19 protein-coding genes are annotated in these 19,754 nt (G+C 57.9%); 10 read left to right on the forward strand and 9 right to left on the reverse strand.

The features are described from left to right. Positions 1–56: 56 nt before the first annotated feature. The 9 genes from glmU (at position 57) to pth (Q4D85_RS00560) (ending at position 8,681) form a co-directional block, all read left to right on the forward strand. The gene (glmU, locus tag Q4D85_RS00520; RefSeq protein ID WP_303197471.1) at positions 57–1,502 is read left to right on the forward strand and encodes a bifunctional UDP-N-acetylglucosamine diphosphorylase/glucosamine-1-phosphate N-acetyltransferase GlmU; all 1,446 of its coding nucleotides are present in this window, start codon (positions 57–59) and stop codon (positions 1,500–1,502) included. A gap of 162 nt (positions 1,503–1,664) precedes the next feature. Then, positions 1,665–2,645 carry a ribose-phosphate diphosphokinase gene (locus tag Q4D85_RS00525; RefSeq protein ID WP_303197473.1) on the forward strand — a complete coding sequence of 327 codons (981 nt, stop codon included), beginning with the start codon at positions 1,665–1,667 and terminating at the stop codon, positions 2,643–2,645. Between the two features lie 351 nt (positions 2,646–2,996). Beyond that, entirely contained in the window at positions 2,997–3,461 is a 465-nt protein-coding gene (locus tag Q4D85_RS00530; RefSeq protein WP_303197474.1) for a hypothetical protein, read from the forward strand. An 8-nt stretch (positions 3,462–3,469) separates the two neighbouring features. After that, complete coding sequence (locus Q4D85_RS00535) at positions 3,470–3,910, forward strand: hypothetical protein (protein ID WP_303197476.1); 441 nt, start codon at positions 3,470–3,472, stop codon at positions 3,908–3,910. Positions 3,911–3,947: 37 nt separating this feature from the next. Then, positions 3,948–4,610 carry a DNA alkylation repair protein gene (locus Q4D85_RS00540; RefSeq protein ID WP_303197478.1) on the forward strand — a complete coding sequence of 221 codons (663 nt, stop codon included), beginning with the start codon at positions 3,948–3,950 and terminating at the stop codon, positions 4,608–4,610. Between the two features lie 490 nt (positions 4,611–5,100). Continuing rightward, positions 5,101–5,487: a DUF485 domain-containing protein gene (locus Q4D85_RS00545; protein WP_303197480.1), complete on the forward strand. Its 387-nt coding sequence runs from the start codon at positions 5,101–5,103 to the stop codon at positions 5,485–5,487. A gap of 37 nt (positions 5,488–5,524) precedes the next feature. Then, positions 5,525–7,147, forward strand: a complete 1,623-nt coding sequence (locus Q4D85_RS00550; RefSeq protein ID WP_303197689.1) for a cation acetate symporter — start codon at positions 5,525–5,527, stop codon at positions 7,145–7,147. 236 nt (positions 7,148–7,383) lie between these two features. Next, positions 7,384–8,010 (forward strand): 50S ribosomal protein L25/general stress protein Ctc, encoded by a 627-nt coding sequence (locus Q4D85_RS00555; protein ID WP_303197481.1) that lies wholly within the window; start codon positions 7,384–7,386, stop codon positions 8,008–8,010. Positions 8,011–8,102: 92 nt separating this feature from the next. Continuing rightward, positions 8,103–8,681: an aminoacyl-tRNA hydrolase gene (pth, locus tag Q4D85_RS00560; protein ID WP_303197691.1), complete on the forward strand. Its 579-nt coding sequence runs from the start codon at positions 8,103–8,105 to the stop codon at positions 8,679–8,681. Here the strand turns inward: pth (Q4D85_RS00560) and Q4D85_RS00565 are convergent. Beyond that, positions 8,662–8,991: a hypothetical protein gene (locus Q4D85_RS00565; RefSeq protein WP_303197482.1), complete on the reverse strand. Its 330-nt coding sequence runs from the start codon at positions 8,989–8,991 to the stop codon at positions 8,662–8,664. The two genes, pth (Q4D85_RS00560) and Q4D85_RS00565, sit on opposite strands and share 20 nt — an antisense overlap. Before the next feature lie 78 nt (positions 8,992–9,069). Next, on the reverse strand, positions 9,070–10,131 hold the full coding sequence (locus Q4D85_RS00570; RefSeq protein WP_303197483.1) for a nitronate monooxygenase: 1,062 nt from the start codon (positions 10,129–10,131) through the stop codon (positions 9,070–9,072). Between the two features lie 122 nt (positions 10,132–10,253). Between Q4D85_RS00570 and pth (Q4D85_RS00575) the strand changes: the two genes are divergently transcribed. Further along, positions 10,254–10,886, forward strand: coding sequence for an aminoacyl-tRNA hydrolase (gene pth / locus Q4D85_RS00575; protein ID WP_303197484.1), 633 nt, complete (start codon positions 10,254–10,256; stop codon positions 10,884–10,886). 57 nt (positions 10,887–10,943) lie between these two features. Here the strand turns inward: pth (Q4D85_RS00575) and Q4D85_RS00580 are convergent, their stop codons facing one another. From Q4D85_RS00580 to Q4D85_RS00610, 7 genes are all read right to left on the reverse strand, one after another. Further along, the gene (locus Q4D85_RS00580) at positions 10,944–12,644 is read right to left on the reverse strand and encodes a choice-of-anchor M domain-containing protein (protein WP_303197486.1); all 1,701 of its coding nucleotides are present in this window, start codon (positions 12,642–12,644) and stop codon (positions 10,944–10,946) included. Further along, on the reverse strand, positions 12,628–13,521 hold the full coding sequence (locus Q4D85_RS00585; RefSeq protein ID WP_303197487.1) for an anchored repeat-type ABC transporter permease subunit: 894 nt from the start codon (positions 13,519–13,521) through the stop codon (positions 12,628–12,630). The genes Q4D85_RS00580 and Q4D85_RS00585 overlap by 17 nt, the downstream gene beginning before the upstream one ends. After that, a complete protein-coding gene (locus tag Q4D85_RS00590) occupies positions 13,514–14,260 on the reverse strand; it encodes an anchored repeat-type ABC transporter ATP-binding subunit (RefSeq protein WP_303197692.1) in 747 nt (248 codons plus the stop codon). The genes Q4D85_RS00585 and Q4D85_RS00590 overlap by 8 nt, the downstream gene beginning before the upstream one ends. 68 nt (positions 14,261–14,328) lie before the next feature. Continuing rightward, positions 14,329–15,273 (reverse strand): choice-of-anchor M domain-containing protein, encoded by a 945-nt coding sequence (locus tag Q4D85_RS00595; RefSeq protein WP_303197489.1) that lies wholly within the window; start codon positions 15,271–15,273, stop codon positions 14,329–14,331. Positions 15,274–15,383: 110 nt separating this feature from the next. Continuing rightward, a complete protein-coding gene (locus Q4D85_RS00600) occupies positions 15,384–16,982 on the reverse strand; it encodes an anchored repeat ABC transporter, substrate-binding protein (RefSeq protein ID WP_303197490.1) in 1,599 nt (532 codons plus the stop codon). Then, the gene (locus tag Q4D85_RS00605; RefSeq protein WP_303197491.1) at positions 16,979–18,820 is read right to left on the reverse strand and encodes a TIGR03773 family transporter-associated surface protein; all 1,842 of its coding nucleotides are present in this window, start codon (positions 18,818–18,820) and stop codon (positions 16,979–16,981) included. Before Q4D85_RS00605 ends, Q4D85_RS00600 begins: the two co-directional genes overlap by 4 nt. Before the next feature lie 83 nt (positions 18,821–18,903). After that, on the reverse strand, positions 18,904–19,710 hold the full coding sequence (locus tag Q4D85_RS00610; RefSeq protein ID WP_303197493.1) for a choice-of-anchor M domain-containing protein: 807 nt from the start codon (positions 19,708–19,710) through the stop codon (positions 18,904–18,906). Positions 19,711–19,754 lie beyond the last annotated feature (44 nt).

Here is a 19,754-nt window from a genome sequence, read left to right on the forward strand (position 1 = left end):
CTTAATGACGTACATTTGACCGGGCACACTCTCCCACTGCAAGGAGCATTCGCACTGTGACACCTTCCACCTCTCCCACTGCTGTTGTTGTTCTCGCCGCCGGGGCGGGCACGCGCATGAAATCGAAACTGCAAAAGACCCTCCACCAAATCGGCGGACGTAGTTTGCTCTCGCACGCTCTCCACGCGGCAGCTGACGTGAAGCCGGATCGGATTGTCGCGGTCGTCGGTCATCAACGCGACCAGGTCGGCCCAGCCGTGGACCAAATAGCGGAAACACTAACCAGCCCTGTTTATACCGCCATTCAGGAAGAGCAAAACGGTACCGGCGATGCCATGAAATGCGCCTTGGAAAAGCTGTCGGATTTCACTGGCACCGTGGTCGTCACCAACGGCGATGTGCCACTTTTGACCGGCGCAACCATCTCTGGGCTAATCGAATCGCACACCGCCGTCCCCACGGCCGTCACCGTTTTGACAATGAAGCTGGACGATCCCACCGGCTACGGCCGTATCGTGCGTAACGACGCCGGTGAAGTCACCGAGATCGTCGAACAAAAAGACGCCGACGCGAAAACCCTAGAGATCACGGAAGTAAACTCCGGAGTCTTCGCCTTTGACGTTGAAGTACTGCGCTCAGCGCTGGGCAGGCTGACCGCCGACAACGCGCAGGGCGAGCTGTATCTCACCGACGTGCTCTCGATTGCGCGGGAAGATGGACATCCAGTTCGCGCCTTCACTGCCACCGACCATCGTGAGCTCGCTGGTGTCAACGACCGGGTGCAATTGGCTGAGGCGGGCCGGGAGCTGAATCGTCGAAAAGTAGAAGAGGCCATGCGCGGCGGTGCCACCATCATCGACCCGGAATCCACCTGGATTGACGTTGAGGTCACCATCGGATCCGATGTCGTTATTTATCCGGGCACTCAGCTTCTGGGCAGCACCACCATCGGCGACGATGCCGTCATCGGCCCGGACACTACCTTAAGCAATATGGTCGTCGGCGATGGTGCTTCGGTGGTGCGCACCCACGGCTCCGATTCCGAGATCGGCCCCGCCGCGACTGTCGGGCCGTTCACCTTCATCCGCCCTGGCACCGTATTGGGCGCGAAGGGCAAACTCGGCGGATTTGTGGAGGCGAAAAACGCCCAGATCGGTGCCGGGTCCAAAGTGCCGCACCTGACCTATATCGGCGATGCCACCGTGGGTGAGCAGTCGAATATCGGCGCATCCAGCGTTTTTGTCAATTACGACGGCGTGAATAAGCACCGCACCACCATCGGTTCCCACGTGCGCACCGGCTCCGACACCATGTTTATCGCCCCGGTGACCGTCGGCGACGGCGCGTACTCCGGCGCAGGCACCGTCATCCGGGAGGACGTGCCACCAGGGGCTCTTGCGGTATCGGCCGGTAAGCAACGCAACATCGAAGGCTGGGTAGTGAAGAAACGCCCCGGCACGCCCGCTGCTGACGCCGCAACCAAAGCATTGGAGCAGGATTAATACCCGCACAGTGCCGATTGTGGCCAGCGCCACCTGGCTGGCACCAATTGCACTAACAATTGTGGGTCGTCACCCACTACACTTTAATTTTGGGCGCGGTTTTCTAACTCGCCGCATCGCCTCAACTGGCCCAACTTTTCTTAAGGAAGGTTAACCCTCACAATGACCGCAACCAAGTGGAGCGAACCGAAGAAAAACCTGATGCTGTTTTCCGGTCGCGCGCACACTGAGCTCGGAGAAGCCGTCGCCAAAGAGCTCGGCATTGAACTTACCCCCATGACTGCCCGTGATTTTGCCAACGGCGAAATCTTCGTCCGTTTCGAAGAATCCGTGCGTGGTTCAGATGCCTTCGTCATCCAATCCCACACCCAACCGCTGAACAAGTGGATCATGGAACAACTCATCATGATCGACGCGCTCAAACGCGGATCGGCAAAGCGCATCACCGCCATCCTGCCGTTCTACCCGTACGCCCGCCAGGACAAGAAACACCGGGGCCGGGAGCCGATCTCCGCTCGGCTGGTTGCCGACCTTTTGAAAGCAGCTGGCGCGGATCGCATCGTGTCCGTGGATCTGCACACCGATCAGATCCAGGGTTTCTTCGACGGGCCGGTCGATCACATGCACGCCATGCCGATTCTGACCGACTACATCAAGAAAAACTACACCTTGGACAATATCGTTGTGGTCTCCCCTGATGCGGGCCGGGTTAAGGTCGCCGAAAAATGGGCCAATACGCTTGGCGACGCCCCCCTGGCCTTCGTCCATAAGACCAGGTCTACTGAGGTAGCGAATCAAGTGGTGGCCAACCGTGTGGTTGGTGAAGTCAAAGGCAAGACCGCCGTGTTGCTCGACGACATGATCGACACCGGCGGCACCATCGCTGGCGCGGTTGGTGTGTTGCGTGACGCGGGTGCCGAGGATGTCATTATCGCCTGCACCCATGGCGTGTTCTCCGATCCCGCCCGGGAGCGGCTGTCCCAGTGTGGTGCCAAGGAAGTCATCACCACCGACACCTTGCCGCAATCCACTGAAGGTTGGGAAAATCTCACCGTTTTGTCTATCGCGCCGCTGCTGGCGAAGACCATCCACGAGATTTTCGAAAACGGTTCGGTCACCGACCTGTTTGAGGGCCAAGCCTAAACGCGCAACATTTTAATGGTGACACCATATCCGGAAGCATGAGGTTTTCCTTAATGCTTCCGGTTTTGCGTTTATCCCCGGACAGCCCGCTTGGCTTCGCCTACTGAAGTTGTGCGCGTTCGCGCATTTCGCCCATCCAGTTTTCGCGCAGAAACGACAAATAAGAAAGTTTGCATGACGACGTGTAGCGGATAGCAAACCTGACCAAATGCATATATTTTTATTTACAATCGCTAGATGTCGTCCATATTTCTCCCTTATCACGCGAACAGCTATTCATAATCGATTTTCGCTTTTCGACGAAACCAGATCCCCGCAATCACGCCAGCGCTAACACCAAGGACCCAGCCCATGCATATCGATATCAAAGAGTTCTTCCGAACCGGACAATTCGGACCAATTAATGCCCCGCTTAACAAGACCGAGGTAACCAAGCTCCTTAACAGTCCGGACGAGGAATGGGATAACGATTATGGCGGATCTATTTGGACATATGGAAACATCGAGCTGCACTTCTTCGATAACACATTAACCTGCGTGTTCACCGACCACTTCACCTTCGCACCACTATCGGCAGGCGACCACATTTCCCTTGAGCCGTGGTTGTTCACCGACACCACCGCGCTTAGCCTTGCCGAGGTTTCCGAGCACCTTGACCGCGCTACCATCGGATACGAGATACAACACACAAGCCTCAATATCACCATGACCCTAGAAAGCGGGGTTTCCCTCATCTTTGAAAATCCAGACGACCTCCCCAACCTGCCCGACAGCCTGCACACTTGTAGCGCTTTCAGCAAAGACTACCGCCCCTAAGAACACCCATGACCGACAACCACCGACAAATCATTGACCTTGAAGTCCTAGTCTTCACCGGCGACTGCGGTCCGTTTTTCATCGGGCAGACCACTGCATCCATCAAGCAGCAGTTTCCGGAGGTTGAAACCAAGCTTTATGACAAGCCCGGTTTTAACATCTGGAAATGCGGATCCATCGAACTGCACATCCATAATCATGTGGTCTATCAAATCTTCTCCGACCACTTCCCGCCCATGGAGGCCGGATGGGGCCTAGAAATCAACCCGTGGATATTCTCCACCCCGTCCGACCTAGGGTGGGACAATGTATCTAACCAGCTAGCAAAGCGCGCCATGCATTTTCGCGAGGAGATCATTGCCGATTGTCGCCGGGTAACATTAGACAACGCAGTGACATTAATCTTCGATACCGAGACGAACCAGCTCAGAGCGGTTAGCGTTCAATAATGCTCAATAAATACCCGCACGAAAGCAGATGAATCACATGGACCCTCATCACCTGGTCGACAATTTAAGGGCCGCTCTTGTCGCGGTGTCCGATGCGGAAGTTGCGGCGGGGCAAAAGAAATACATGCGGGACCAGTTTGAATACCTAGGGGTTAAAACCCCAGCGCGCAGGCGGGCATCGAAAAGCATCGTAAAACACCTAACCACCGCCAGCAGAACCGAACTCATCGCGGTAGTCGAACTACTGTGGGCGCAACCGGAGCGGGAATTTCAGTACGTCGCCGCCGATAGCATCCGCGCCCACGTATCGGCACCGACGAATACCTTAACCAGCGCTGACGTGGAGTGGCTAGGGACCCTTGCCACGACAAAATCCTGGTGGGATACCGTCGATTCGCTTGATCTAAGCGTCGGCGCGATCTGCACTCCGGCCCACATGCGTTCTTGGGCACGCCACGACAACATGTGGTTGCGCCGGATCGCCATTGACCATCAATTACTACGCAAAGAGGCAACCGACACGGAGCTGCTCACCGACGTGATCTGCGCAAATCTGGGCAGCACGGAGTTTTTCATCAATAAGGCGATCGGGTGGGCGCTGCGGGATTACGCGAAAACCGACCCTGATTGGGTGCGGGCATTTGTCGCCAACCATGAGCTGTCGCCGTTATCGCGCCGGGAGGCACTTAAACACCTTTAATGCTTTTCGACGCCCCCAAGCTCCCACCGCCCCAGTTCCCTTCCACTGGTCGACCGCTACCCGTCACACACCGCCATTGCTCGTCGCCGTCACTCGTCGGCGGCTATCACTAACACCCCTGAAAGTGGGTAGGCTTTTTGAGCCATATTTTTCGGGTGAAGCCTATAAATTCGCAATCTTCCCATAGTTCACCCCACCGAATAATGTGTCGGATAACACATTTTGAGCAGTACGTTTCCAGTCAAAATCGTACCGATATTTGTCGCCATTCATTAACCGATTCCATAATCGGCGTCCACGCATAACCCGACGCAAAGCCTTAGAAAATCCACAATTCCCACAATTTGCGTGCCCCACTCACCTTTTTCATGTCTAATGAACATATCACCCTAGATGGTGACCCAAGACACATTTATATCGGCAGGGAATCCTAGGTCACATCACCATTGGTTGGGATTTCTTGCCCCACACGAGGAAGTTGTCTGTCACGATGTCCCAACCAACCAAACATGTTCCCACCCCGGAGGAATTCGTTGCGGTTTCCCAAAGCCCCGAATTCTCAGCCTTGCGCAAAACCTTCCGAGGTTTCGCTTTCCCCGTCACCGTGGCTTTCTTGGCCTGGTACGTCTTCTATATCGTCACCGCGACCTTCGCCACCGACTTCGTCAAAACTCCCGTATTCGGCGCGATCAATATCGGCATGGTTCTAGGACTCGCACAATTCGCAACCGCTGGCCTGGTCACCTGGGCATACGTCCGCTTCGCCGACAACAAAATCGACCCGGCCACCGAGGAAATCCGCCAACACATGGAACAACCCGCTATTTCGCGGGCAGCTTCCGACCCCACGACCCCCGAATCCCCAGCCTCCGGCTAAGCCCACAAGCGTTAAGGAAGCGTAAAACACCATCATGATGAATCAAATCATTCTTGCCCAAGGCACAGTAGACACCGGCAATCCGATCCTCAACATCTCCATTTTCGCGATCTTCATCGCGGTCACACTCACCATCGTTATCCGCACCTCAAAGACGACCTCGCAGAAGGGCTCCGATTTCTACACCGGCGGCGGCGCGTTCTCCGGCTGGCAGAACGGCCTAGCAATTTCTGGCGACTACCTGTCCGCCGCCGCATTCCTCGGCGTGACCGGCGCCATCGCCCTATACGGCTACGACGGCTTCGTCTATTCCATCGGCTTCCTCATCGCGCTGCTGGTGGCACTTGTTTTGGTTGCCGAACCGCTGCGCAATACCGGCCGTTTCACCATGGCTGACGTGTTGTCCTTCAGGCTGCAACAACGCCCAGTGCGCACCGCGGCAGCCGTGACCACCTTGAGCGTGTCGCTGTTCTACCTCATCGCCCAAATGGCAGGCGCGGGCGGCTTGGTCGCGCTGTTGCTTGGGGTTTCCGGCAAAGCGGCACAGGCTGCCGTGGTAGCCGTGGTGGGTGTTTTGATGATTATCTACGTCCTCGTGGGCGGCATGAAAGGCACCACCTATGTTCAGATGATTAAGGCCGTGCTTTTGGTTGGCGGCTCGGTCATCATCTCTATACTCACGTTCGTCGCGATTAAAGGTGGTTTCAACGCGGTGTTGGAATCCGCCGCAACCACCCACCCACAGGGAACCGATGTCCTTGGCCCCGGCTTGCGCTACGGAAAATCAACCTTGACAAAGATCGACTTCATTTCCCTCGCCATCGCCTGCGTCATGGGCACCGCCGGATTGCCGCACGTGCTCATGCGGTTCTACACGGTGCCGTCCGCCCGGGTAGCACGCCGTTCGATGACGTGGACCATCGCGATCGTCGCTCTGTTCTTCCTCCTTACCGTAGTCATGGGCTTCGGCGCAGCCGCCCTTGTTGGCACCGAAACCATCCAAAGCGCCCCTGGCGGCGGCAATTCCGCTGTGTTGTTGCTGGCGGCACGGGTCGGCGGTTCCTTCTTCATGGCGGTAGTGTCGGCCATTGGCTTTGCGACGATCCTCGCCGTGGTAGCTGGCCTTACAATCTCCGCATCGGCGTCGGTGGCACACGACCTCTATAACTCGGTACTACGCAATGGCGAAGCCACCGAAGAAGAGCAGGTCCGCGTATCCCGCATCACCGTGGTGGTGATCGGCATTCTCTCCATCATCTTAGGAATCGGCGCGATGGGCCAGAACATCGCGTTCCTGGTCACCTTGGCACTGGCCATCGCGGCTTCCGCCAATCTGCCCACCATCTTGTATTCGCTGTACTGGCGCGGCTTTAACACCACCGGCGCATTGTTCTCCATGTACGGTGGCCTGATTACCGCAGTCACCCTCATCATCTTCTCCCCTGCCGTTTCCGGCGCGGAAACCTCCATGCTGGGCGCGGGTGTGAACTTCGCCTGGTTCCCGCTGACCAATCCGGCCATCATCTCGGTTCCGGCTGGTTTCCTCCTCGGCATCATCGGCTCCAAGCTGGGCAAACCCGACGATCTGGATAAGCTGGCTGCCGAGATGGAAGTACGTTCGCTGACCGGCGTGGGAATGGCGAAGGCCATTTCGCACTAACATCGTTTGACTTGGTGAAACCATACCCGTGTGGTATGGTTTCACTCGTCTCGGCGAGGGCCAGTGCATATGCTGCACAGCCGTTATCGACGCGATAGTGTTTCACCAAAGCTAAGTACTTTAGCCTTGCGAAGACTCTCCGATGACAATGTCCACCGTAGAGTCGCGGTTCGCAAGGCTTTTGCCGTTTCAGGATCGCACTCCACACTGAAGTTGAAAAAAGTAAGGAGATTGCAATGTCCAACGAAGCTATTATCATTGCCGCCGAACCACGCAACGAATTTGGTAAGGGTGCTGCCCGCCGCCTGCGCCGCGAAGGCAAGATCCCAGGTGTGATCTACTCGGCCGATCTGGAAACCCCAATCCACTTCGCTACCTCCCGTCTCGACATTCACGCACTGCTGCGCCACCACGGTGGTAACGCTGTGTTCGAGCTCGACATCGAAGGTGACAAGCACCTCGTGATGGTCAAGCACGTGGACCAGAACGTGATCACCCTCAACGCCGACCACATCGACCTGCTCGCCATCAAGCGCGGCGAAAAGGTTGAGGTTGAAGTTCCTGTGGTATTCGAAGGCGAGCCAGCACCAGGCACCATGTTGGTTCAGGATCTCGACACCGTCCTGGTTGAGGCAGACGTTCTGTCCATCCCTGAAGAGATCACCCACTCCATCGAGGGCCTTGAGGCTGATTCCAAGATCCACGCTTCCGATCTTGCTCTGCCTGCAAAGACCACCCTGGTTGCTGATCCAGAGACCGTCCTGGCAACCGTCAGCCATGAAGAAGTTGCAGACGTCCCAGAAGACGAGCCTGCTGAAGGCGAAGAAGCCGCTGAGGGCGAAGAAGCGCCAGCTGCTGAGTAATATCGCTTAACCTTCAAACCCATCATCCGCCCCCACGCCGCGTATCGTATGTCGGCATGGGGGCGGATGACACTATTATGTCCTGAGTGAGCATGAACGCAGATTCCCCCGTCTTAATCGTCGGCCTTGGCAACCCCGGCGAAAAATACGCCAACACCCGGCACAATATCGGCGTGCAGGCGCTAGAGGAGCTCGCAAGCCGCGCGAGTGGTATGCCCGCCACATTCAGCGCGCATAAAAAGTCCAATGCGTTGATCGCCGAAACCACCCTCGCCGGTAGGAAGGTTATTCTTGCCAGGCCGCGTAGTTTTATGAATCTCTCGGGCGGGCCGGTTAAAGCGGTGGCGGATTTCTTCAAGGTTCCTCTCGGCAATGTCATCGTGCTTTTCGACGACCTTGAGCTCGACTTCGGCGTGGTGAAACTACGGGCGCCGGGCGTCGACAAGCACGCAACCGGCGACCACGGCCACAATGGGCTGCGGTCTATCACCAAAGCTATGGGGAAAAACTACATTCGGGCGGGAATCGGAATCGGGCGACCACCAGGGCGAATGGACGTGTCCAGCTTCGTACTCAAACCGTTTTCCAAGCAGGAACAAGCGGACATTCCGATCATGTGCGCCGATATAGCGGATGAGGTCGAACGCTTCCTTACCACTTCCGCGCTTTAGCTAACGCCACCCGCAATGCGGCATCATCAAGCTGGAGCGCCCCTTGCTTGCGCAGCCGATGCATGACAGTCGGGCATTTTTTACACCGCGGCTTCGAACGGCAGCACTTGTTCTTGGCGCTACCGCGCTCGATTTGGGCGCGCAGCTTGCGCATCTCTGAATCACAGTGACCAGCATCAAGCTGCCCCATCGCTTGCGAAAATGCCGCCCCTACTAATTCGGCGGCTTGCTGCTTGGTGGAAGTTCGATACGAATCAACGAAAAAACTGTCAATGACTTTCAGCTTGCTTCGCTTGGTCTTCGCACCCATAGCCAACAACATAGCACAGCCTTAGCTAAAAGCACTAAGTTTTAGTCGCATCTTTTCTCACAACCGGAATTGCGCTACCTATAAGAAATCACGCATGAGATAGGCGATTATCTCCGCCGCCGTGCCAGTACGCAGCAACTCCGGATGACTACCCACCAGGCAATAAGCCGTCCGCGGATCAGATCGAAAACCGGCAAGGAGCTTGCCTAACAGCGGATACGTTGGCGGCAGATCCGGGTGGGTTTTCGTGAACGCGGTGGCTAATCCCCGGGCAAAGCGGCCCGAAAACGCGCGGGTAGTCACCGAATCCCCTGCACGCCTATCAGCACAATCGGCAAGCAATTTCCGGTTGAAGTCACTGGTACCAGCTTCGTCGCAACGCACAAACGCCGAACCGCATTGCACCGCAACCACCTCTGGCTGCGATAGTAATTCGCTCACCTGCTGCGGGGTACGCACCCCACCGGCCGCCACCAGCGGCATATTCGGTGCCGCCAGAAGAACGTCAACGATCAGCTCGGCGGTTGGTTGGTGTTGTGGCGTGATAGTTGCGTCCCAGCACAATCGATGCCCACCTGCGTGAAACCCCTGGACGATAAGAACATCAGCACCCCGCTCGGCGGCAATCTTCGCCTCGTGTGCAGTTGTCACGCTCACCCACGCTTCCAAACCCACCTCGTGAAGTGCGGCTATCTCCGCCGCGCTAAAACAACCGAAGGAAACCGATACGGCTTTCAGCCCACAATCTTTACCACCAATGTTGAGAAGAAACTCCAGTTTCTCCTCCCAACCATTGGTGAAATCCGTGGCAGAGATAACCTGCTCTGCATCGGGCACCAATTGCTTCCCTGCGGCGGCATAGACCGGGCGGAGCACTTCCAACAGAAAATCCACATCGGCTGCAGTGGGCACCTGGTTCTGCGGGGCAAACAGATTCACCCCGAACCTGACATGTGGGTGATCCTGTAGAGCGCGCACGTCGCTTATGAGTTTTTCTGGTGTATCCGAACCTGCGGCGAGGAACCCCAACCCACCGGCAGCGTGTGCTGCCGCCACCAGCTGCGGGGTTGTCGGCCCGCCCGCCATCGGCGCAACAATGATCGGCAGTTTTAGCTCGGCTAGGACGGTCGATGTTCTCATCAACATGTGCTTCCCCGCTTTCATCAGGCATCTAATGCCAGGTTCCCGGCAAACAATCCTTGAGGTGGTGCTCGCTTAAAAAATTCTAGGTGCGCGGATAAAACTATGAGAGCATAAAGAACATGAATCTTTGGCAGCGTCTCACATCGTTGGTTACCCGCCGCTCCCCCGGCTACGTTACGCCCGAACCTGCCCAGTGGCTGGTGATCGGGCTTGGCAACCCCGGCGAAAAATACGCCAACACCAGGCATAACGTGGGATATATGGCAATCGATTCGTTGCTTGATTCATTAGGCCAATCCCTGCACCCGGTCAAGGGAATCCCGGCAACCGTCGCCTCAGTACACATCGATGGCTGCCCGGTGCTTTTAGTTCGCTCCACCACTTTCATGAACGTTTCCGGCACCGCAGTCGCGCCGTTATGTTCCGCATTGGGAATCCCACCGGAACGAGTCATCGTTGTCCACGACGAATTAGATTTGCCGCACGGAAAGGTGCGGATCAAACAGGGTGGGAACGAAAACGGCCACAATGGCTTGAAATCCACCACCGCCGAGTTATCAAGCCGCGACTACATCAGGGTGCGCATGGGAATCGGCCGACCACCGAAAGGCCAACCGGTTCCCGATTACGTGCTTTCAACCATCCCGCACGACGAGCAGCTTGCGCAGATGATTTCCGCCTCTGCCCAAGCGGTGCGGCTGATCTGTACCGAGGGATTAACGAAAGCGCAGAACGCCATTCACCGCAATTAACACGCTGCGGCTAGCACAAGGTTTGCGCTAGCCGGGACATGGTGAGTGCGCGCCAGGTTACATGCGGCGGGATAGATGCAGGCTAAAGAAACCCGCAATTAAGGCTGTCAGCCCAACCCCTAGCGCGAAGCCGTGGGACATGCCCATGTTGTCTAACACATTAGCCGTCGCTTTCACTTCGGTTTCCGTCGCGGTCTCATCGCCCAATGCGGCAAACGCGGTGGTAGGTTCGGCGGCGGCCACCACCGGTTCCGCATCTGAGGCTACCGGCCCATTATCGGCGGGCTTTGCAGCTGTTGGTGCCGGGTCGGTCGCAGTTTTTGCGCCAGCTCCTGGTGCGGCAGCGGGCTTAGGGGCGGAAGCAACCACCGAACGGCCCGGCGCGGACATGAATTGCACCCCACTGGTGGTACCAGTTGCTGTGGTTGCTGTCGCGGTTGTGGCAGTTGAACCGGTTGGTGTTGTGGTTGGGGTGGCTTGCGATGGTGATTGGGTTGATTTGGTGGAGGCCCCGCCAGTGCCAGCATTAGTGGTGGTTTTAGTATCACCGCTTGGCGCTTTGCCTAGTTTTTGTAGCTCTTGGTCGATTTTCTTCAAGGCGTCGTCGATGGGCTTGGCGGTGAGCCCATCCCCGCCCCCGGATTTCCGGGATCGTCCCGGCCCGCTCTTGCCGTCGCAGTTACCGTTTGACTGTGGTTTTCTAAAACCGTGGCTGAAATCCGTTTCGTGATCGGCAGGAGTTCCCTGCTCACGGGCATCTGCTGGTGCTTGGCTGAAGAATTCTTCGCCCACGAGGAACGTAACCGTGTAGGTCACCGGCGTGGTTTTCTCGCAATTCACGCCGTGGAATTCACCGGCGTATTGGAAGGTGATGTCGTAGCGGCCCGGCTCGGTGAAAGCGTATCCGGTGTGGACGTGACTTTTCAGCCCGAATTCCCATTCCTTGGCTAGGTCGTCGGTATCAAGCCTCAGTTGCGGTTCAGCATCCAACCCGCTTTCGGTCCATAACAGCATCCGGCCGCCGTCTGGGATTTCCGCTTTGGCGATACTTAGCAGAACGTTTTCGGGGCCTGCGACATGGTCGCCGGTGAGCCCGACGGTGCTAAACCCCACCCAGGGGACACCTGGAATCTGGTTCTCGGGCATGACGTAACTGGAATCGGGCAAATCAGTATCAGCTGCTAATTCACCCCGTTTGAGTGTCTTTTCACTCTGGTGATCGACCAGAATATAGGCGCTGCCGCTGGGCCGGTAGGCGCTTTTGCCCGATGCCGACTGCGAGCCGTCGTCGCGCATTTTTACGTGCGGATAGCCGTCAACCAATTGAAGATGAATATCCTGGTGAGATTCTTTGATGATGAACGTATCCGTTGCTGTTTCCGCTGGCGCAGTAACGGTAAGAACCTGGGTTGGTTCCGCGGCGGTTGCGGGATTAGGGGCTGATTCCACGTCCGGCAGTGGGGTTTCATTGGGTGCCGGTTGCGTGCCAGGGGTTTGCAGGCCAGGAGCTTGCGCCCCGGTTTCGGGTGTCCCCGGCTGAACCCCTTCGAGCGGTGGGGCTGGGATTGCAACGTCGTCGTCGGTGCCGACGGGTGGTTGTGCTGGTGTGTTCCCGCCGATGGCTTCATTGGCTATTGGTGCTGATTCGCCGCCGCCAACCGCGTGATCGGTGGCGTACACGGCCGCGGTGGGGCTTAAGATGAGCCCGAGGCTAAACCCGAGTGCGACGACGGTACGCGGTTTATGCAATGCAGTCATGTGAGTCAACCACCTTGTGTTTATGCAGCCACGTTGCCACGAGCCCTTGCCTGGGCGATAGCAACCATGCGATAAAGAAAATCATTGTCAAAACTAATACGATAGTAGCACCGGCAGGCAAGTCAATCGACCAGGCGAAATAAATACCCGCGATAGCCCCCACTACCCCCACCAAGGAGGCGATCACCATCGTCGATTTGAGCGAATCCGTGACCAAGCGGGCCGTGGCGGCCGGGGTGATTAGCAACGCCAGAACCAAAATATTGCCGATGGTTCGCACCGACATCACCACGGCGGCGGTCACCGCCAAATAGATAATGAGGTCGAGGATAAAAACCGGCAGGTTCATGGCAAAGGCGGTCTCCCGGTCAAGGGCGACGGCTGTTAATTGCGGCAATACCAGGAAGATCACGCTGATAATCAGCGCTCCTACCCCGCCAGCAACGATCAGGTCGGTGGTGGAGACACCGGTGATGGAACCGAAGAGGAAATTGTTTAAAGAGGCGGTGTAGCCCTGGGTGCGGGAGATCACCACCAAGCCAAGCGCGAATGCTGCGGCGAAGAAAATACCGATCACGGCGTCTTCTTTCACCCGGCGGCGCTGCGAAAACACAGCGATGAGCAGGGCGACCGTCGCACCGGCCACCGCCCCACCAACAAGCACCGAAATCTGAAGGGCGAACGCTATGGCCAGTCCGGGGAAAACGGCGTGGGCCACCGCATCACCGATAAACGACATGCCGCGTAGCACCACAAACGTCCCCACCACGGCGCAGACCACCGCGGACATGACGGACATCAGTAGGGCTTTGGGTAAGAAGGCCAACGCGGGGTTGCTTAAATCATGGATGAAGTCGATGAAAGAAATATCAAGCATGGGTATGTGCCCTCACCAGGGTTATAAGCGGCGAGTTTTCGCCGACCTCAAATGTGTCACGCCATAGGGTTTCGTCTGATAATTCGGCGGGATTACCGTCCGCCCGAATGCCGTTTTTAAACAACACCAGCCGGTGGCAGGAATGCAGCGCTTCACCGATGTCGTGGGTGGACATGATAATGCCGGTGCCAGCATCCGCCAGGTCGGAAAACAGGCGGGTTAAGTGCTCTGCGGTTGGCATGTCCAATCCGGTGAAGGGCTCGTCGAAAAGCAAAACTTGCGGTTTGGTCGACAACGCCCGGGCTACCAACACTCGTTGCCGTTGGCCGCCCGAAAGTTGCCCGATCGGGCGGTGCGCAAGCGATTCCAAGCCCACCCGGGCGATGGCTTCATCTACTGCCTCCTGGTCGGCGCGGCCCGCGCGGCGCCCCCACCCGATTAGTCCGGTGCGGCCGTTTAAGACACAGTCGCGGATCGAAATCGGAAAATCCCAAGCAAATTCGTGGCGCTGTGGCACGTAGCCCACCGCCGTGCGTAGCTTGCGCCCGCGGTTGCCTGCTACTTCCACCACACCTGACGACGTTGGCACCAAGCCTAAAATCGCACGTAAAAACGTGGTTTTACCAGCGCCGTTCGGCCCGACGAGGCCGACAAACTCCCCCGCCGTCATGGAAAAATCGAGGGAATGGAAGATCCGACGCCCCGCAAGCGTTACCGAAAGATCACGGGCGGTGAGCAGCGCGGCCGATGATCGTTGCCGCGACTGCGGTTTGGGCTGTGGCTGTGGCTGTGGTTGGGTTTCGATCGTCACTTCTCACCCCGCGGGCGGCTTAGTGCCCGGATAACCACGACGATTGAGCCGATGACCAGCACCGCCACAATGGCGATGATTGCCCACAACACCGCTTGGTTGTCACCCGTGCGGTCGATGGTGCCCACGGCAGCGACCCCGCTATCGTCACCTTCGCTTAAGAAATCCCCGTCCCAGGTGACCGCCTGCGCCGCCGGAAGGTCCGCTTCCTCCCCCACGGCAAAGCTTAAAATCTGGGTGTCTTCTTTCACGCCGCCATCTTTCAACTCGGCGGTTATTTTCACCGCTACCTGGTGGATTCCCGGTTCGGTAAACACCCAGTTAGCGTGGGTGTGGGTATTGGCATCGACGTAGATATCTTGGGCGGTTTTTTCCGCCGAGGTCCACAATAATTGTGGTTTTTCAAAACCGCCGTTTTGCAGGAATAACGTAAACTGCCCCGGCCCGTGGTGCCCTGCAAAGCTCATGGTTATGCCACCGGTGATCGCCTCCACAAAGGCTGGCGATTGGGTATTCCACCCCACCCACGGAACGCCGACCTGCTCCACCTGCGGCACAACCCACACGGAAGAACCCGGTGTCGCGCCGGTGAATGCGAAGTCTTGGGTATCGGGCAGGGTTTGTTTGGCGTTATCCCCCACCACGAATAACACGTCCTCCGGGCTGCGCCAGACCGGCGGGGTGTTGGAATCGTCCCGGATATAGGTGGAAAACGGCACGTCGGGGTTGTCTTTCTTCGGCACCATCAGCGGCCCGATGTCGGCGTGGCCGGAGCGAAACTCGACGAGCTCACCGGCTGGGGCGATGGCTTCGTCGGCGCTGACAACTTGATTAAGATCGCCTGCGGCAACCGGCACGGCGCTGGTAGCAATACACGCAGCCGCCAGCATGACGGCCGCAGCTGATCGGAACGGGGTACGTCGGGTGAGTTTTCTCATCATAGCTTTCCTCTTGTTTTGTTGGTTTAAGTTGTGATGTTCACTAGCGGATATTGGCCGTAAAACACAGGCAGGTTTCAGCGTTTTTCGGTTTTTGCTACGGGCTGACTGCGTTAGGTTCCTGGTTGCCCCAAACACCGGGCAAGTTCGTCAACATTGGTGCGCATCAGCGCCAGATAGGTGGGCACCTCCGCATCAAGGGTATCGCCGCGAATCGTGCAAATCTCAATACCCAACCGCAGCGCAGTCTCCGATAGCACCCCGGCGCGACCAGCGAGTTTCGGCTCTAAGAATACCGCCGGAACGTGCAGGTTTTCCAACGTTCGGGTTAACGCAATCACGTCGCGCGGGGACGGCTCAATGGCCGGGTTGGGTGTGACAAATCCAGCGATATTGATGTCATAATCGTCGCCCAAGTAGGCGTAGCCGTCGTGGGTTGTCACCAAGTGTCGGCGATGCGGCGGGATCTGGGCGATAGTTTCCCGCATGTCGCGGTCGAGGTCTTCGAGCTTTTCGACGTACTCATTGGCGTTATCCACATACTCAGCCCGTCCACCGGGGTCGATGGCGATGAGTTCGTCTTGGATCACCCGCACCATAGCGATGGTGTTTTTCACCGAATGCCACAGGTGGGGGTCCACTTCCCCGTGGACGTGTTTTCCCAACACCGCCTGCGGCAAAAGGTACACCTCTGCGCCGGGGTTGCCAAGGAATCTAAACGCGGGCTCACCGGGAATGGTTTGCAGCACGCTCGGCGGCACCACGACGACGGTCGCGTCGGGCTCGTAGGTATAGGTGGTGTCGGTGCCGGTGGGGGCGTCGCCGCGCAGTACTAGTCTGTTCTCGGTGATGTCTGCGGTGACGTCCACGTGACCGGAGTCGATGATATGCGCATTAGTTTTCGCGGCAATAGTGTGCGGATCCACGCCGACGGCGAGGGTTATGGTGGCGTCGTCGATCGGCACCGGCCCGGTGGGGGTGTCAAGGGTTGCCCCGAAGGTCAACCGATATTCGCCGGGTTTGCTAAACGCCCAGGACACGTGGGTGTGGGCGTCGACAGGCAAAGTGGTGCTGTCATCCGCATCGATGCCGTCTTTGGTGTTAAACAACACCTCCGGGTAGCCAAACGTTGAGGTGACGTAGGCCGCGGCGTCGCCCGGCCCGGTGGCGGTTTTCAGGCGCATGTCTACCCCGCTGGTTTTGGTGGCACCGTATTCCGCGCCGTCACCCGCAATGCGCATCCCCAACCACACGGTATCCAACGCGACGTTTTCTACCAGGGGAATCAGCTCGCCGCCGTGGCGGGGCGACTGGTCAGCCAATTCCACGAATGGCACCTCCGGGAGTCGGGATTCTTGGGCGGTACGCACGAGGGATTGCTGTTCCAACAGCAGGCCGTTGCTGAAAATAATGTCCGCGTGTGCGATAGTGCGAACGCTGCGCAGCCCCGGCTCGAAGCTGTGCGGGTCGGAACCGAGCGGCATCACCGAGGTCACCCGTGCCCGATCACCTGCGACGTTTTGGGCCAGATCCGCAATGATCGGCGTGGTGGCGACGACATCGACCACGCTATCGTTGCTGTTCGGCGCGCCCGCCAGCGTGGTCGATGTCGCGCCAACCGCGCAACCGGCCAGCGTCACCCCGGCAAGGCCAAGCGCGATGCCGACATACGTCCGGGCGGGCATACGGGTGCCTCGGGTTGCTCGGCTCATGAAGCGTCCTTAGCCGTGGTGTCGGCCGCACCCGCGTTCGCTGCTTTTCGACGCTGCACCGCCGCGCTGAGGTTACTCGTTCCCGCGCCAAGGACGAACAATCCCAAACCTAAAATCACATATGGCAAGGTCTGGACGATATGCGCGGCCAAGGTGATGGCGGGCTCGTCAGTGTCGGCACCGGCAGCTGCTTTCTTCGCCGCCGCGCTCATTCCGCCCGCCACGTCGGCAACCTCGCCACCTGTATCACCACCTGCACCGGCCGCGCCGCCCGCGGCCTGGTCTGCGGGCGCAATCGCTTGGGCTGCGGCGAATCCCGGATCGCAATTGCCGCCGGTCGGGTCAATTGCCGCACCGAGGTCGAAGTGTCCGCTTTGGCTACCGCTGCCCACCTTGAACACCACGGTGCCGGTACCGGCAACTTGTTCACCGGAGTTTAAGGTCGCGGTTTGCCGAATGGATACCTGATAAACCCCGGGCGCCCCAAACACCCAATTGGGGTGCACGTGGGCATTCGCCCCGATGGTGTAGCTGCCTTGCGCCTGATTGTTTGCTCCCCGGAACCATTCTTGGCCCACTACCTGTCCTAATCCGCCTTGGCTATACACAACCATCGGACCAGGCCCAGAGAATCCCACCAGTTCCCACGTCACCGGCCCCTGCGTGTGCTCTAACATGCTGGGGTGTTGGGAATTGGCCCCCACCCACGGAACGTTTGGTTCCTGAGTGGAACCGATCATCCACACAGGTCCCTTCGGAACCGGCCCGATCGCGACAGGCAGATCTTTTTTCGCCGCACTACCGAGCTCAAACTGAATCTCGCTGAGGTTTCGCCACGTGGCCGGAACGGTGCGGTCGTCTTTCAACATAGGCGTTACCGCTGGGCTGCAATTCCCCCCGCTAGCACCGCCACCGGCTACCGCACCACTCGCTGTGCCGCCAGCTGCCGCGCCGCCTCCGTTTGCTGTACCTCCGCTCCCTGCGGGCGCTGAACCGCCTGCTCGTCCTGGTTGCGTGGCGGTACCACCAGACGCCTGACCTCGCGGCGCGCTGGCAGGTGCGTTGTTCCGGTTTCCAGGTGCTGCTGGTTGCTGCGCGGTGTTCAGCGAATTTCCAGTGCCTGCGGAAGCATTGCCCTGACTCCCACCCGATGATGCACTTCCTACCTCCCAGGTATACGTTGCGGTATTGCTTGTCAGCGAACCACTCGTGGCGGTTACCTGCATGGTGTACGTACCTGGTTGAGTAAACGCCCAATGGACGTGCCGGTGCGCCGGGAACGGCTGATTGATAACCGAACCACTGGATAAGCTGAACGACCCGTCCGAGGTAACGGACTGCACACCGCCGCCACCGCTGTTTTCAAAGAGGAAAACCTCACCCGGCCCGGAGACGGATTCAAAATTCAGATCAATATTTTGCGCAATCGACTGCGCCGCCAGGGTATCCCAGCCCGGCCAGAGCAAACCGGACTGCTGAGCTTGCGGTAGGTAGTAACTCGCACCACCAATCACGGGAACCGCGGAGGTGGCGTCACTATAAGCGCTGTCCGCGACAACTAACACAACGGATTCCGGGGCACGGAGCACCCCACTGCCAGTGATGTCTTCTTTTAAGGCCAGTTTCAAATCACCGTCTTCTGCGGTGACGGTAAAGGCATCGACGTGCCCGTCGCTTAACCGTAAATTCTGCGAAACAGCAGGTGCAAAGAGCGACAACACGAATAGGCCCATAACGGCCACAACGGCACACACTCTCCGCAACGAAATCAGGCTGGTTGCGGCAGAAGGTGCGCCTTGCGGGATAGCCGTCATGGTGGGGTTTTTCAAAATAAACATGTGAAAAATATTCCCAACAAGATACTAACGGGGCGAGTCCCCGTCACCGCCGACATCACGGTGACGGGGTAGAAAGATGGCGATTAGAACCGGGGCAGTTTTCCGCCCAGCAATGCTGCGATCGCAGCACCGATCACGCCAAGCACAGCGACGACGATGCCAATGATGCCGCCAGTGCTAATGGAGGACGGCTTCGACGTGTCACCTGGTGCAGGCTTCGGGGCAGGATCTTTTGGTGCGGGATTCGGGGCAGCGTCTTTCTTCTCCGCTACTTTCCAGGTGTAGGTCGCGGTGTTGCTGGTCTTGCCGTTTCCGGTTGCTTCAACCTTCATGGTGTAGGTACCGGGCTTGGTAAATACCCAACCGGCGTGCGCGTGGGTTGGGAATTTAACCGAAATCACCGAACCACTGGACAGTTTGTAGTTCCCGTCGGCCGTCACAGGGTTGGTGTCGCCGCCGTCCCGGTTAAACAGGTACAGCTCACCCGGGCCGGAAAGCTCCTTGATCTTTAGGTCGATTTCCTTAAAGTTCTTGGTTCGAACTTTGGTGGTATCCCAGCCGGGGAACAAAACCTTAGGATTTTCGTTCTGGGACAGTGGCAAGTAGGCAGCCTCCTTGCCAACGAAGCTCAGCTTCTTCGTCTGTTCGGTCCAGGCCGCGGCGTTTGCCTCCAGTACCGCCGATTCCGCATCACGTTCAACGCTAATTCCCGTGATGTCTTCCTTCATATTCAGCTTCAAGCCACCATCATCGGTGGCTGATACGTGAAAGACGTCCACGTGTCCCTGGGTCAACGTTGTTTCCTGGGCATCTGCGACACCGGAGGTGCTGAGCGCCACTGCGGTGGCTACGGCGGTGACAGTCGCCGTGAATCGGGTACGAAGTTTCATTTTTTTCTCCTTATGAAAACTAGTGGGGTAACCAACAAGAAAAC

Source organism: Corynebacterium sp. (genome assembly GCF_030532965.1).
Lineage (GTDB): Bacteria > Actinomycetota > Actinomycetes > Mycobacteriales > Mycobacteriaceae > Corynebacterium.

Bases quoted from the DNA above. Each gene is read 5' to 3' on its own strand.
- Q4D85_RS00525 (WP_303197473.1), top strand. From the start codon at position 1,665: ATGACCGCAACCAAGTGGAGCGAACCGAAGAAAAACCTGATGCTGTTT.
- Q4D85_RS00530 (WP_303197474.1), top strand. From the start codon at position 2,997: ATGCATATCGATATCAAAGAGTTCTTCCGAACCGGACAATTCGGACCA.
- Q4D85_RS00535 (WP_303197476.1), top strand. From the start codon at position 3,470: ATGACCGACAACCACCGACAAATCATTGACCTTGAAGTCCTAGTCTTC.
- Q4D85_RS00540 (WP_303197478.1), top strand. From the start codon at position 3,948: ATGGACCCTCATCACCTGGTCGACAATTTAAGGGCCGCTCTTGTCGCG.
- Q4D85_RS00545 (WP_303197480.1), top strand. From the start codon at position 5,101: ATGTCCCAACCAACCAAACATGTTCCCACCCCGGAGGAATTCGTTGCG.
- Q4D85_RS00550 (WP_303197689.1), top strand. From the start codon at position 5,525: ATGAATCAAATCATTCTTGCCCAAGGCACAGTAGACACCGGCAATCCG.
- Q4D85_RS00555 (WP_303197481.1), top strand. From the start codon at position 7,384: ATGTCCAACGAAGCTATTATCATTGCCGCCGAACCACGCAACGAATTT.
- pth (WP_303197691.1), top strand. From the start codon at position 8,103: ATGAACGCAGATTCCCCCGTCTTAATCGTCGGCCTTGGCAACCCCGGC.
- Q4D85_RS00565 (WP_303197482.1), bottom strand. From the start codon at position 8,991: ATGGGTGCGAAGACCAAGCGAAGCAAGCTGAAAGTCATTGACAGTTTT.
- Q4D85_RS00570 (WP_303197483.1), bottom strand. From the start codon at position 10,131: ATGAGAACATCGACCGTCCTAGCCGAGCTAAAACTGCCGATCATTGTT.
- pth (WP_303197484.1), top strand. From the start codon at position 10,254: ATGAATCTTTGGCAGCGTCTCACATCGTTGGTTACCCGCCGCTCCCCC.
- Q4D85_RS00580 (WP_303197486.1), bottom strand. From the start codon at position 12,644: ATGACTGCATTGCATAAACCGCGTACCGTCGTCGCACTCGGGTTTAGC.
- Q4D85_RS00585 (WP_303197487.1), bottom strand. From the start codon at position 13,521: ATGCTTGATATTTCTTTCATCGACTTCATCCATGATTTAAGCAACCCC.
- Q4D85_RS00595 (WP_303197489.1), bottom strand. From the start codon at position 15,273: ATGATGAGAAAACTCACCCGACGTACCCCGTTCCGATCAGCTGCGGCC.
- Q4D85_RS00600 (WP_303197490.1), bottom strand. From the start codon at position 16,982: ATGAGCCGAGCAACCCGAGGCACCCGTATGCCCGCCCGGACGTATGTC.
- Q4D85_RS00605 (WP_303197491.1), bottom strand. From the start codon at position 18,820: ATGTTTATTTTGAAAAACCCCACCATGACGGCTATCCCGCAAGGCGCA.
- Q4D85_RS00610 (WP_303197493.1), bottom strand. From the start codon at position 19,710: ATGAAACTTCGTACCCGATTCACGGCGACTGTCACCGCCGTAGCCACC.